Annotated in this window: 8 protein-coding genes; 2 read left to right on the forward strand and 6 right to left on the reverse strand. The window is 42.0% G+C overall.

Annotated elements, in window-relative coordinates; translation table 11 throughout:
- Positions 1 to 71: 71 nt before the first annotated feature.
- Together DW039_RS09910 and DW039_RS09920 are read right to left on the reverse strand one after the other, a co-directional pair.
- Positions 72 to 2,765, reverse strand: a complete 2,694-nt coding sequence (locus DW039_RS09910; protein WP_227980277.1) for a hypothetical protein — start codon at positions 2,763 to 2,765, stop codon at positions 72 to 74.
- 364 nt (positions 2,766 to 3,129) lie between these two features.
- Complete coding sequence (locus DW039_RS09920) at positions 3,130 to 4,083, reverse strand: site-specific integrase (RefSeq protein ID WP_044469077.1); 954 nt, start codon at positions 4,081 to 4,083, stop codon at positions 3,130 to 3,132.
- A 162-nt stretch (positions 4,084 to 4,245) separates the two neighbouring features.
- On the opposite strand from DW039_RS09920, the gene DW039_RS09925 reads away from it, so the two are divergent.
- Entirely contained in the window at positions 4,246 to 5,349 is a 1,104-nt protein-coding gene (locus DW039_RS09925; protein WP_044469078.1) for an ATP-binding protein, read from the forward strand.
- Between the two features lie 244 nt (positions 5,350 to 5,593).
- On the opposite strand, the gene DW039_RS09930 is transcribed toward DW039_RS09925, so the two are convergent.
- The 3 genes from DW039_RS09930 to DW039_RS09945 all read right to left on the reverse strand — a co-directional run bounded on the left by DW039_RS09930 (position 5,594) and on the right by DW039_RS09945 (position 10,752).
- Positions 5,594 to 5,935: a hypothetical protein gene (locus DW039_RS09930; RefSeq protein WP_117704066.1), complete on the reverse strand. Its 342-nt coding sequence runs from the start codon at positions 5,933 to 5,935 to the stop codon at positions 5,594 to 5,596.
- Positions 5,936 to 6,020: 85 nt separating this feature from the next.
- Complete coding sequence (locus tag DW039_RS09935; RefSeq protein WP_117704067.1) at positions 6,021 to 9,362, reverse strand: hypothetical protein; 3,342 nt, start codon at positions 9,360 to 9,362, stop codon at positions 6,021 to 6,023.
- A 436-nt stretch (positions 9,363 to 9,798) separates the two neighbouring features.
- A complete protein-coding gene (locus DW039_RS09945) occupies positions 9,799 to 10,752 on the reverse strand; it encodes a site-specific integrase (protein ID WP_117703771.1) in 954 nt (317 codons plus the stop codon).
- A 167-nt stretch (positions 10,753 to 10,919) separates the two neighbouring features.
- Here DW039_RS09945 and DW039_RS09950 point away from each other — a divergent pair, with 167 nt between their 5' ends.
- Positions 10,920 to 11,423 carry a winged helix-turn-helix transcriptional regulator gene (locus DW039_RS09950; RefSeq protein WP_120381897.1) on the forward strand — a complete coding sequence of 168 codons (504 nt, stop codon included), beginning with the start codon at positions 10,920 to 10,922 and terminating at the stop codon, positions 11,421 to 11,423.
- A 123-nt stretch (positions 11,424 to 11,546) separates the two neighbouring features.
- Here the strand turns inward: DW039_RS09950 and DW039_RS09955 are convergent, their stop codons facing one another.
- Positions 11,547 to 14,387: a DUF4988 domain-containing protein gene (locus DW039_RS09955; protein WP_243635021.1), complete on the reverse strand. Its 2,841-nt coding sequence runs from the start codon at positions 14,385 to 14,387 to the stop codon at positions 11,547 to 11,549.
- Positions 14,388 to 14,465 lie beyond the last annotated feature (78 nt).

The raw sequence follows: 14,465 nt of genomic DNA on the forward strand, positions 1-14,465 counted from the left end.
ATTTCTGGAGAAAAAAAGAGGGCATTCCGTTTTATCGGAATACCCTCAAGTCTATCTATGTACTATATATCTTACTTCTTCAAAGTAATTGTTACAGTAGTGGTTGTGGTAGCACCCCACTTATCAAGTACAACGAGAGAAACCTTACATGGAACATCGTTCTGCAATGCAGTTTCTGCGCTCTTCTTCACTACTGAGAAGTAAGAGTAAGCATCAGTCTCAGTCGGAGCAAACTGACTTCCACTATGGTCTTCAATAGCCAGATATTCTTTGGCATTGTCATCAGCCAAAACAACTCTCACGCTTTGGATTCTACTATCCATAGGCTCAGTTGTATCCGCTACATAATTAGCACCTGATTTCTTATACATCTGAGTCAAGTTATAAGCCTCTCCGTAAACATCCTTAGCAGTGATGTTCTTCAAGCTAACCTTGATAGGACTAACACCATTGCCAGAAGCATTTGCAGCTGCAGTAGCTTCCAAGGCACCTTCCTTGATTTCAGACTTAACTGTCAAGTTGAATTTATCTACAATCTTAGCGATGTGAACGTTGCCGAATACAGTGTAAGCAGCCTGGATTTCACGAGTTGAGTAAACATTGTCTCTGTTGTCTGCATTCTGAGCATTGTCGTATACCTTAACGCTGATATCACCCGCAACACCGGTTGTTGTAATCCATGGTGTACAAGTGTGTCCATCAATTTCGTGAAGCGTTTCAGTAAACGCTACATTGGTCTTTTCAGCACCCATGTCTTTGTACAGCTTGAACAAGTTATAAGTAACATCTGTACCATCTGCTGAACCGTAAGCTACAGCGTTGTCACCAACGAAGTAAGCAGACAGTCTGCTGAACGGAGTTACAGCTGACTCAGCCGGAGACTTGATAGTAACCTTAACAGGAATTTCAAAGGCGTTTACTGTGGCTCCCTTCTTCTTCAAGCCCAATACAATTTGATAGCTTTCTTCTGCTGGGAATGCTTTAGTGTAATCGAAACTGAACTTGATGTACAACGGGGTCTGAATCTTAGAGCCAGCCGCTGAAACATATTGACCTGCACTGTTTTTAACATAAAGAGTGCTTGCATCAATTGTTGTAATCCAGCTTTCATCGAATGCAGTTCCATCCTTACCATATTTCACACCGTTTACTGTGATTGTCTTTTCAGTAAGAGCCTTGCCGTCTGCCCAAGTAATGCTTCCAACCTTTACAACAGAAGGCAGGTCAGTGTCAGTTGAACCAGCCAAAGCTGCTTGAATATCACCCAATGGCAAGAAGAAATCAGCATTAGTTTTATTTACTGTCCATTCTACATCACCTAAAGTTGTTGAAGGAGCAACATATTTAAAGGTTACTGCAATAGTCTTGGCAGTTGTAGCTTCTGCGACAGTTCCATTCACTAACAGATAATTTACTTTAATATCAAGAAGACCAGCCTTTTCAGCCTTAATCGTATTTCCTGATATAGTTGCACCAAGATTTGCTGCAGCAGTCTTATCGGCAATTTCAAAATAGTAATCAACGATATAAGGAGTCAAATCGGCAACAGCAACACCATTAACAGTAGCAACATTAGCATTTTTGAAACATCCGATTAAATCAAGTTCCTTATTGATGTCAACAGAAAGAGCTTTCAGGTTAGTTACAGCAATTGTATTAACAGCCTTTTCTGTCACTTTTACATCATATGCGGAAGCGACCAAACCGTCGGCAGTTTCAGTCGTTAAAGCATAAGTTCCTGCAGATTTACCACAATTTGCTGTAGAAAGATACTCTACAGTCATATCGAATACACCCTTGTTCACTGAAGCTGCACGAGTCAATGCATCTTCAGTCATGTTAGCTACCGGATTAGTCACCTTGAAAGGCATATTACCTTTTGAATCGGACAAAACATAAGCATATTTAGTGGCATCGGCATCCTGAGGATTTACAATGGCACTTAATGTACTAGTCTGTGAAAGCAAAATAGCGTCTTTCTTATATGTTACATTATTAAATTTCACATCAGCACCCAATGCCTTACCATAGCTCATTGTAACATTAGCAGCTTTAATCTGACCGTCATCAATAGAAACCGCTTTCAAGCTTGTAATAGATGCGGCTTTGGGTAATTTGATGACAGCAGGTTCGCCTTCACCATTTTCACTCGTTGCAACGTGCAGTTCCCAGTAGCTGGTCTTATCTACGACATAAGTACTTGCTCCCATGGCAGAAATGCCAGTATCAGTGCCGACATAGTCATTCTTTTCAGCATCCCATTCGTAAGTCACCCAATTACCGGTTTCCTTACTGATAGAAGGAGCTTTAGCATTGATGCCATTTACTCCATTCTTACCTTCAGAGCAAATACCGGTATCTTCGTTGTTGATGATGAAATTTTTAGTAACTGGATCGATGGTGATTGTAGCAGCATCACCCTTATCCCCTTTATCACCTTTAATGGTTCCAATGGTGCTAGTAGTATTATCACTCCAAGTGATTGTAATACCATCACCATTTTTCACAACGTTGGTAACAAACTTACCATCGCCCACTTTTGCCTGCAAGTCGCTGATTGAAGCCTTGATACCAGTCAACTCATTGTTGATCTGATCAATGTCATCATCATAGTCCTTACAAGACGTGAAAGTTCCTGCAGTACCAACCATTAAGGCACTAAACAGGATTACACTTAGAAACTTCTTGTTCATAATTGAAAACTTTAAATTTATAAATTTAAAAAATAAAAAAGTGAATAATCTCTCATTTTCATTCCCTTTCACATAGTTGTTGATTATATGATTTTTTCCGTTACTTCGCAGGTAATGAAATCTTGTTAATTTCGTTAATAATCAGTGGATAAGTAGGAAACAGGCCGGTTTTGTACAGAATAGTAAAAAACAGCCCGTCAGGATATTGGAAAGCGGACAGTGACTCGTGAAAGATGACAGGGTGAAAGTGGCGGAATGAAGGTTTCAAGGAATAAAAATGCATGTTTTTCGGTTCAAAAGATTGTATGACAGCGTATTGGCATCACCGCTGTGAACTCCGTAAAGGCAACACCGCCCCGCCCCTCAAAACTCCCTTTGAAGATTCCGGAAAATGTGTGACAAACCTATTCTATCCCACCCGAAGAAGTAACGTCTTTTATATCGTGCACCCTCCGCTCCTTACAAAAGAAATTACCCTTTGGTTGGCCTCGTCAATCTTCCTGTTGCTGAAAGGCTTCAGGTAGGTTTCCGTCACCGTGATTGATGAGTGGCCCATGGCCTCCGATATGATTCCGGGGTGTATCTCGCAATGGTAAGCCATTGTGGCCCAGGTATGTCGTGCCGCATAGGTGCTGAGTGCCGACTGCATCCCCAGGCATTGCCTGAGTATACTCAGCCGCCGGTTGAATGCCCTGAGTGCCGACTGGTATTCCCGGTATGCCGCTTCCGTGCCCTCCTCGCTTTGCAAAATGGGAAACAGATAGGGCGAGTCGGGGTTCCTGTTCGCCACCATCCTTACCATCTGCATGGCCTCTGGTGTGAGCGACACGGTCAGCGCCCGCCCCGTCTTCCTGCGCCTGTAGGACAGGGTGTTCCCCTGCAAATCCCTCTTATGCAGATAGGCCAGGTCCACAAAAGGAATCCCCCTGAGCATGAACATCAGTACAAAGAAGATTCTTGTTTTCTGTTGCGTATTGGGCCGTGAACTCCCTTGCAGGCTCTTTTCCGTCTCCCTCACCAGGCTGCTGATATCCGCTGTTTCCAGCGCCTTCTTCCTGTCTGCCCGCGTCCCGGTGTACACATGCTCGAACAGCCTGGGCACGTACCTTGTATACTTCCTGTCCACCGCCCGGTGATAGACCGAGCGTATCGTCTTGACGTAGGTCGACACGGTGTTCCAGCTGCAATTCCTCTGCCTGAGGAAGTTCTCGAACCTTTTCAATACTGTCGGACTTAGCCTGCGCATCGGCATGGGTTGCCCCTTGTTGAATGCCGAGAATGCATTCACCGCCGACTGGTAGATGTGCGCCGTCCCCCACCTGCCGCTTTCCCGGAGTTCACCGATGGACTGGGAGAACATCTCCTGTAAGGTAATTTCATTTCTGTTCATTTCCATTTTTATTTATAAAGTGGTTACCTTACAAGTATATACAATAAAATGAAGAAAAACAGAAACTTATAATGTATTTCTTCATTTTGACCAGTCTTTCAGAATGAACTCAAATATATTTCTTATATTTGCGAAAAAAGTCGCATCGAAAAAAATCGCAATATGAATAATCCATTTAAATTCGGTACCATTGTAGACGGTGAATACTTTACGGATAGAGTAGCGGAACAGGAAAAAGTAAGAGAGATACTTGCAAGTGAGAATCACTTGATACTTATCAGCCCACGGCGTTTCGGCAAGACCAGCCTCGTCCAAAAAGTAACGAAAGGATTGTCACGTCCTGCTTTTCAGTTGAACCTGCAACTGGTAACAGATACTGCCGACTTTGCTGCACGATTATTGCGGATTGTGCTTCAGCAATGCCCTATGGAACGTTTGAAGCATCTCATTACCCACTTTCGTTTTATTCCCACCATTTCAACCAATCCTATGACAGACGGCATAGAAGTTTCATTTCAGCCGTCAATGGACGGGTTCATTCTGTTAGAGGATGTATTCACACTGATTGATAAATTGGGAATGAAGAATCCACACAAGAAACCGATTGTAGTACTGGATGAATTCCAAGAAATACGCACATTGGACAAGAATCTGGATAAGAAATTGCGGTCTATTCTACAGGCTTACAACCATGCCAACTACATTTTTTTAGGTAGCCAGGAATCAATGATGCAGGAAATCTTCGAAAAAAAGAAATCTCCTTTCTATCATTTTGGATATTTGATGAAGCTGGGTAAGATTCCTCAAGATGACTTCTATGAGTTTCTTAAGAATGGCTTTCTTCTCTTGGGTCAAGACATGGATGCTGAAACGATAAGCCGCAGTGTTCTGTCGTTCACTAATTGCCATCCCTATTACACCCAGCAACTGGCTTACCAGACATGGAATAACTGGAAACAAAACGGTTACAGTGATACCTTGGTGGAAACTGCCATTACAGAGTTGACCCATGTACACGATATGGATTATGAACGGTTATGGAGCACTTTCAATAAAACAGATAAAAAAGTTTTGATAGGCTTAACTATGCAGATGGGGACTCCGTCCAGTCTTCCTTTTCTACAGGGGGTCGGTATTGATTCTCCAAGTACCGCTTTCAGCAGTTTGAAGCGACTTGGGCAACAAGGATATGTGATACGTAACGAGGGATATGAACTGGATGATCCTTTCTTCAGAAGGTGGATTGAGGTAAAGAGAGAAGGATAATAAAAAGAGGAAATCCTTTTGGGGTTTCGTATCATTTTATCAACAGAAATATTTCGGTGACACATAACCGTTTGTAACGAATGGATTTTTCAGATGATTATTGAGTTTACACGCAAATATGAGGAAAATATCACGATAATCATAAAACGATTATTATTGGAAATGTGTGGTTGAGTGTCATATGAAGTGGCTATTCTTTTCCCCATCCAACAGAATAGAGGAATAGTAATAGCCATTTTCTGTTTTAATCTTGATATTTAATTTCTTCACCAAGAACTTGACGTTTCATGTTATGCTCATTGCGATAGAGTTTACCATTGCGCAGATAATAATAATTAAAGTAACCGGCAAACTCAATAGTGGCATACTTTAGTGTATCTCCTTGATTATAGACCTTCCATGTACCCTCGTAAGAACTGGAATCATCATATTGAATCAGGGTGGTGGAGTCTGCACGAAGGTCGAATCGTATACCGGTTTCCGTGACGAATTTTCCATGAAATGGATGTGCTGCTTTCGGATTTTTGCAGGAAGACAGGTAAGCAGTCCCAAGGGAGATGATTGAAATATATAGTATTCTTTTCATATCAAAACATATTATAGAATTGAAAAAAGGACGTCCTTGACGGACGTCCTTTTAATTTAGGGTTATATCAAGAATTTCTTCTTAATCATTTAGTGCTTGGAGTACCTTCAGCCTTCTTGACGAGTACTTTCAGGTTTTCTTTATCCAAAGAGCCCCACTTGTAGTCAACGTTTACAGTTACAAACAAGTTGTAATCGACATTAACCGGGGTTCCGTGGTTGTTGAAGTATGCCAAGTGAGTCGGGTTAGACTCAGCAGGAGTTGCTGTAGATTTTGCTTGATTTTCATTCCAAGTCATCATCTTCAACGAAGCGTTAGTCGGCATCTTGCCATCGGTTGTACCTTCCTTGTGCTCATATGTCTGAGTTTCCTCATTCCAAGTCAAGCTGGTCTTGGTATCCTCAGTCAAGAATCTAACCTTGTCTACGCCATAGTAGTCATACAACGGATGTGCGTAAACGTCATTGCCTGTAGTACCGGAAATTGCAGCTACTTTATAGCCATTCCAGTCGGTGAATGTGAAGTTCTTGCCTACATTCAAGAAGCTACCGTCAATTTCTGCATCAACGAAGTTGTCGCTGATAGTACCGTCAATCTTCAACGGTTCAATGAAGAATACATCAAAGTCAAGAACTTGAATTTTGTTGTAGTCATTGTATTCAACAACCAAACTTACAGGAACTTCCGTATCTATCAACTCTTGAGCAGCTGCAGTACCATGGAACTTGTCTGTTTCGTGCAAACGGATGATACTTGAGCATTGGTCTTGAGTATTACCCAAGGTTTCATCGTAATTCCAAAGCAGGTTCGTTTTGTTTTCATTTGCACTAGCTCCCATCAAGTTGTTGATAGTAGCAGCCAAGTTGTTATCAGTTTGTATGTAATCATAGATACCCTTGTCTGACATACCAATGTTATGATTTACCTCAGTCGTAGTGGCATCCTTCTCAGCATCAGTCAACGCACCACCTACAGTTGTCTTCCACAATTGCTCACCATCATTGCTAACTTTAAATTTAGCCAAGTGCGGATATTTTTCTGCATTTTTCATACGTTCTGCATCGAAGATAAACTTAACTTCTGCACAACTACGGATGTATTTGATGAATTGAGCCAGGTTCTTCGGTTTTTCTTTAGTGCCAGCATAAACGAAACCGTTAACCAAGTCAGCTTCGATGTGGCTATAGTCTTTCAGTGAACAGCCGTTAGCAGTACCCGGATATACATGCGGGGCTTTCTGTGTTCCACCGTCATCTGTTGTGTTGTAAACAATCGGGTTCACATTGAAGACACCTGCACCGGTACCACCCTTCCAGAATGTACCTTGGTATGCAAATTTCTGTTCCGGAACCACAATCTTCTGCTTGAATGTCTGTTTAACATCACCATTCAAACCGGCTTCATCAAGATATCTAACTGTAATTTCGAATTCAGAAGCATAAGTTTTGGTAGCCGCATCGTAAGCCAAAGTACCTACAGTCTTCGGGTTCATCGCCCAAACCAGGTTGTAAGAAGTGTTGTCAAGAGCATCCGACAAGAATCCGAATACAAGGTCAGGTGTTATGTCTTTGTTCTCCACCTTAACTGTCTCAATCGCTTCTTTTCCATCCTTAACTTGAGGAGTGGTTCCTTCATTCCAATATGTTCCTGCATCAGTAGCAATTGTCAATTTAGTGAGGTCTACCACTTTTTTGTCTTTCTTCAGTTCTACGATTTCTATCTTTTTGTAGATAGCATGGAATTGAGTTTTGCTGATACTCTGTCCACCGTCAAACTTAACCATATGGTAAATCTTCTCGTTCATCTCCTTAGAGAACAATTGTTGGAACATATCCTTGCAAGTTACAGTATCGTTCGGGAATGTGATAGCAGCAATCGTTTGGTCCTTTTCACCGGTCCAACGCACCTTGATGTAACGAACCGCAATCATGTTACCCTTATTCTTATCCCACAACTCTGCACGAATGATAGGCTCACGACCGATAGAAGTCTTGGAGAATTCATCATCTTTCAAATCAACATCGTAGACTTCTGATTTCAGGGTATAACCGTCAGCCAAGATGCGACCGAACTCCTGTTCGTCAGTCTTGCGGTCACCTTGCAGATACTTGGCTTTTGCCAAAGCAAAACGGAATTCCAAACCGTAATCCGGATATTCTTCCAATTTCTTGTGAGAGGAATGATCCTTTTCATCGTAACTGTAGCATACGGTAACCAAGGTTCTCAAGTCAAGCGGCTTATCAAATGGCTGCTTAACGTCTACCAGTTCTTCATTACCTGATCTGTACAAGCACAGAGAGTCATGATAGTGAACGTAAAGATCGCCTTGCTTTTCTTCTGCAAAATCTGTGCTGATAGTTGTTCCATCAAACTTAACCTTCGCATTAGCCAGGTAAGGATATACATTGGATTCTTCAATACGACTGTATTCGGAACTTACATATACATCTTTGCCTGCTTCTTTTTCCGCATCTGTAAAATTTTTCTCAGCAATAGGGGTCTTCAAAGAAGCCATCCAGAAAGTTTCAGATTTGCTTGACCCGTGAGCGCTACCGGTTGTACCGATATTCTCATTTACATTTTTCTTGTATTTCACGGTCAGAATGCCTCCGTCTACTTCATAATCCACAACCTGAATAGGTTTATTCAGCGAAAGTTCAGGAGCAGCTTTTGTGATGTTCTGAGATTTGAAACATTCAAACATAGGAAGTTCGATATCCTCCTTCATCACACCGATACTCGGACTCATCTTGAAGCTTACTTCATTCTTTTCTGTAGAAATGCTGAGGTATTCAGCATTAGCCGCTGCCACGTGGTCCAAAACAGGATGTGTCTTGTGCTTTCCATCAGTTGTTGTTTCATGTACATTTGCCTTGAAAACCTGAGGCTTATACTTCAGTGTTAACAACTCGATAGAAGGAATACCATTGATATGTGTAGTCGGAATCAGCGTAAGGCTCGTCAAACGATGTCCGATAATTGCCATAACCTTAGTACTCAATGTTTCGACTTCCTTAGCAAGCTCTTTCAATTCTTTGTCAGAAATGAACTGGCTTTCCAAAGACTTTTTCAGATCAGCGATTTTTGTCTCTACCGCCTCCAAAGAAGCCAGCTTGTCGATTTGGTCTTGCAGTTCTTTCTTCAGAGCTTTCAAGTCGTCATCAGAAACACCACCTTCTGCCGAACCGGCCTTGTCCAAAGCTTCCTGAGCCTTGCCCTTAGCTTCGTTGGCAGCTGTTTTAGCATCGTTGATAGCCGTCTCCAAAGTCGAAACTTTTGCAGTCAGCTCTTCAAGTGAAGCTTTCTTGTCCAGTTGTTCCTGCAAGTTCTTGATGTCGTCATCATAGTCCTTACAAGACGTGAACGTTCCTGTCGCACCTATCATCAAGGCACTGAACAGGGTCACACTTAGAAACTTTTTGTTCATAATTGAAAAACTTTAAATTTATAAATTTAAAAAAATAAAAAGTGAATAATTTCTCATTTTGAATCCCTTTCGCATACTTCTTTTGTTACTAAGTATTCCGTTACTTCGCAGGTAATGAAATCTTGTTAATTTCGTTAATAATCAGGGAATAAGGAGAAAATAGACCGGTTTTGTTTGGAATAGTAAAAAACAGTCCGTTGGGATATTGGAAAGAGGATTGGAAGTCCAGAAAGATGACAGTTGGAAAGGGATGAAATGAGGCTCTCAAAGAATGAAAGTATGTATTTTTCAGTTCAAAAGGTTGAATGACAGTCCATTGATAGCACCAATGGGAGCTCCGTAAAGACAACACCATTCCGTTCCTCAAAACTCATTTTGAAGACTCCGGAAAATGCGCAACAAATCTATTCTATCCTATCAAAAGAAGTAACGTCTTTTATACTGTACACGCTCCGCTTCTTACAAAAGAAATTACCCTCTGGTTGGCCTCGTCAATCTTTCTGTTGCTGAAAGGCTTCAGATAGGTTTCCGTCACCGTGATGGAGGAGTGTCCCATGGCTTCCGATATGATTCCGGGGTGTATCTCGCAATGGTAAGCCATTGTGGCCCAGGTGTGTCTGGCTGCATAGGTGCTGAGTGCCGACTGCATTCCCAGGCACTGCCTGAGTACTGCCAGCCGCTGGTTGAATCCCCTGAGTGCCGACTGGTATTCCCGGTATGCTGCTTCCGTACCTTCCTCGCTCTGCAGAATGGGAAACAGATAGGGGGAATCGGGATTCCTGTTCGCCACCATCCTGACCATCTGCATGGCTTCGGGTGTGAGTGACACGGTCAGCGCCCGTCCCGTCTTCCGCCTTCTGTAAGACAGCACATTCCCCTGCAGGTCCCTTTTGTGCAGGTACGCCAGGTCCACGAAGGGTATGCCCCTGAGCATGAACATGAGTACGAAGAAAATCCTTGTTCTCTGCTGTGTGTTTGGGAGCGTCCCTCTTTGCAGGCTCCTTTCCGTCTCCCTTACCAGGCTGCTGATGTCGGATGCCTCGAGCGCCTTCTTCCTGTCCGCCCGTGTGCCGGTATACACATGCTCGAACAGTCTGGGTACATACCGTATGTACTTTCTGTCCACCGCCCGATGATACACCGAGCGTACCGTCTTGATGTAGGTGGATACGGTGTTCCAACTGCAGTTCCTCTGCCTGAGGTAGTTTTCGAATCTCTTCAGTACGGTCGGGCTCAGCCTGCGCATGGGCATCGGTTGCCATTTGGTGAATGCCGAGAATGCATTCACCGCTGACTGGTAGATGTGTGCCGTCCCCCACCTGCCGCCTTCCCGGAGTTCCCCGATGACTGAGGAGAACATCTCTTGTAAGGTAATTTCATTTCTATTCATTTCCAATTTATTTATAAAAGGTTTATTCTGCAATATAAATAAATTAGATGAATATAAGGGAGACGAATATATTTCTTATATTTGCGAGAAACTTCGCATTGAAAATTGCAATACGAATACACCATACTGACTATACTCATTGGTGGAATTAAATAATTGAACACTATATGTCACTGCCAATAAACATAGAAGACCTGCTGCATCGTAATAAAGTGGAAAGTAATCGGGATTTCTTGAAAGAATTGGACTTGACAGAAGGTCGCTGCACCGGAATTCCTACAATCCAAGATGGGCTGGCTAAAAACGGTTCACCACGTGCTTCTATCGAAACCGATGAGGAACGCAGTTACTTCCTCATGTTCATACCCGTACATGAAGGATGCGGTAATGTAGTCAGAATGAAGGACAATACCGGAACATCACTGAGTAATATGGGGCAGGATGAAACTAATGTTGCCCAAAGATTGCCCAAAGATTGCCCAAAGATTGCCCAAAGTACATTGGAAGCAATTATACAAGATCCATATATAACCATTGGACAGTTGAGTGAAGTGCTAAAACTTTCTGAGAGAACAATAAAAAATAGAATAGTGCTGCTTAAACGGGAGGGACTGATAACTCGGATTGGCAGTAGAACATCGGGGTACTGGGAAGTGTTTAACAACGTGTAATAGTCAAGACTTGTTCTGACAGTTGGTTTATTATTGGAGGCACAATAAAAGAAGAGTGGATATAATCTTTTGTAAGACTATATCCACTCTTTTATTTATTATCTTCTAATAACTTGTTTACTTTTAGTTATTAGTGATAGTAGAGCTTACAGGAACTGTAATGAAATCAGTCTTGATGGTACCCCAACCATATTCTACGGTAACTTTAACGTAGATATTGAATGCTGAAACTTTAGTACCATTGTTCTTGTAAGTGATGAAACCATACTGAGAAGTCTTAGCATCATCACCGCTACCCATTGTGGTATTTGTGTTAGCTTTCAACTCTACCGTTACAGGAACAGCCTGACGAACACCGTTCAAGTCACATTCTGCATTATCCACATCGGCAGTAATTGTGAATGGTCCGTAGAAGCCCCAGTAATTAGCATAGTCACTGAAGTAGCGATCACGCCAGTCGTAAGGAGCAATCAAGTCTTCCAAGCGGATGAATGAACCCTTTTCACCAAAGTCAACAGCGTCGATGAAGTTATCAGCAGCTTGTTCAGCAATGTTGACCGGACGGATGAAATTAGCCTGGAAGTGATCTTCATTATCAAATGTAATAGTAACTACCTTAGTCTCATCATCGCATACACGACCAGTAGCACCAATATAAGTGTACATAGCGCCAGTATTCAACAATTGCTTGGCAATAGCACTATTCTTGTTATAGGTTACAGTGTTAGGAGCGGTAGAACCAGCATTGTTAATAACAGCTATCTCTTCTTTTACGCCGCCTACTGTAGCGTATAATGTCGTACCATCTGCATCTGTTGTGAAGACTACATTAATATCACCAATCTTAGTGATATTCTTGATGTCATCAGCGCAGAAGAAGTATTCTATACCAGTCACTGCTTTGTCAAGTTTCAGTACGCCCGGAGTTCCTTCCGTACTATTCTTTGCCCAAGTTGTGAACGGAGAATTCAAATCATTAACAAATGTACAGTGAGTTGGGTCAGCATCTGTCGTGCTACTTGGTACGGCAACATTAAACTTGGTATAAGTTTTGTCTGCATCCCAATAGTTGGAGATGAAGTCGGCTTTTGCTACATTGTAAGACTTCTGGATATCTTCTACCGTAGCTTTCAGTACCAATTCAACATAAGCACCTGTTTGATTTTCACCTGCATAATATCTTACACGGTGAGTCAGCTGCTTGCTGGCATTTTCCCACAAAGCGTCTTTAGAGATAGTCCATTTGATTACGTGAGTAGCTTGAGTTTCTGCATCTGTTGTTTCTTCACAAGTACCCAAATCTGCCGGAGTCTGGTTTGCACCATAGTCGTAGAAATACGGATAAGTTGCGTGGAATTGTTCTTTACTCAAACCGATTTCATTGTATACCTGAACGTTCATATCCTTAACTGTTGACAGTTTTGAAGCTGCAGCATCATCGCAATCATACTTGAAGTTTTCGATAGTCAGTTCATATTGGTTAGTAACAGGAGCGCTTGTCTCATCTGCAATGAATACCTTGATGTAAGCTACCTTTACAAGGTTCTCGCCATCCATCAAACGAACACGTACGATAGGAGTACGGCCAATAGCTGCACGGCCTTCGGTTTCATACACTTTCGGGGTCAAAACGCCATCAGCCAAAGTCACGAAGTCTGCCTGATCGGTTACAGGATTACCTACCTTATAGTTCTTTACCACATCAAAAGCAAAGCTCAGGCCAAGTTTCTCCAAATCAGCAACCTTGATTTTGTCACCACCTTCACATGCCAATTCATGAGCTTCTACGCATTTCGTCAAGTCTAAGCTCTGGTTGTAAACAACAATGGTATCACAGTATGTTTTAGATTCTGCCTCAGTATTTCCTTCTGCCCAAACAACCTTTTGATTGTATGCGTCAGCATCTACAGCAGCAATTTTAGTTCTATAGTGCTCGTCTTTATCAGCGATACCTTTCTTTGCAGCTTCGGCAGCCGGGTCAGCGATAGCCAAGTCACTCAAATCTTTCTTGAATACTGTAGCATAATCAGAAGTAACATCTTCACCATTTTCTTTCTCTACATTCAATGCAAACACAGAAATCTTTTCTTCTGTAGCGGCTATTCCCTTGATATTGACTTTGACCTTCAAAATACCGTCCGTAAAGGAAACGAATTCGGGAGTCATTGCAAAATCATTGGAAGCAGCAGCACGTGAACTGATATAATCCACGTTCGGTTTCACCATGAATGAAAGTTTGTCTTTCAGTTCATTAACGTTGGCATTGGCCGGATTTACATGATATTCGGCATAGACAACCGGATTGATAGTGGTGCTGGTAGCTGCAGCTGTCGTTTTTTCCGATTTAGAATCCTTTTCAGATAAAGTCAGTGCTTTATAAGCATAGGAATCATAAGTCAACCCCTGCACACCATCAACATACACTTGCGGGATGAAAACCAAGCTACGCAAATTGTTGGTCTTTGAAATTGTAACACTGCCTGTCGTTCCATCAGCCTTTGTCACATTGTATAGAATCACATCATTGCCATCCTCTACAGCAGTAATGCCCGTACCTTTCCAAGAGATATTGGTAGATTCCTTTAAGGTACCATCAGCATTGTAGATGTCAAAGTTCCCAGTTGTTTCATTAGGCTTATAGTAGCAACCATCACCACCTTTTTCGCCAACGGCTTTATAAGCCTGTTTTACGTCATCTTTATACCAATAGCCATCCTCTCCGATGCTCCATACTGCAGCATTTGTGCCATTTGAGCCATTGGTAATTTCATAAGAATTACCATTGCTAAGAGTAATAGTGATGCCATTTGCTCCCTTGACTACCCCTGTTATTACGCTACCGTCTGAAATCAGCTTATTAATCTGATCTATAGCCTTAGCGTTTTCATCAATTTGCTTCTGTAAGTTTTCGATGTCATCATCATAGTCCTTACAAGAAACAAATGTACCTGCAGCACCAACCATTAAGGCACTGAACAGGATCACACTTAGAAACTTTTTGTTCATAATTGAAAACTTTAAATTTATAAATTTAAAAAAATA

The organism is Bacteroides sp. AF39-16AC, from assembly GCF_003602735.1.
Taxonomy (GTDB): Bacteria; Bacteroidota; Bacteroidia; order Bacteroidales; family Bacteroidaceae; genus Bacteroides; species Bacteroides uniformis.

Coding starts and splice junctions, on each gene's coding strand:
- DW039_RS09930 (WP_117704066.1), bottom strand. CDS start 5,935: ATGAAAAGAATACTATATATTTCAATCATCTCCCTTGGGACTGCTTAC.
- DW039_RS09920 (WP_044469077.1), bottom strand. CDS start 4,083: ATGAACAGAAATGAAATTACCTTACAGGAGATGTTCTCCCAGTCCATC.
- DW039_RS09935 (WP_117704067.1), bottom strand. CDS start 9,362: ATGAACAAAAAGTTTCTAAGTGTGACCCTGTTCAGTGCCTTGATGATA.
- DW039_RS09950 (WP_120381897.1), top strand. CDS start 10,920: ATGTCACTGCCAATAAACATAGAAGACCTGCTGCATCGTAATAAAGTG.
- DW039_RS09925 (WP_044469078.1), top strand. CDS start 4,246: ATGAATAATCCATTTAAATTCGGTACCATTGTAGACGGTGAATACTTT.
- DW039_RS09945 (WP_117703771.1), bottom strand. CDS start 10,752: ATGAATAGAAATGAAATTACCTTACAAGAGATGTTCTCCTCAGTCATC.
- DW039_RS09955 (WP_243635021.1), bottom strand. CDS start 14,387: ATGGTTGGTGCTGCAGGTACATTTGTTTCTTGTAAGGACTATGATGAT.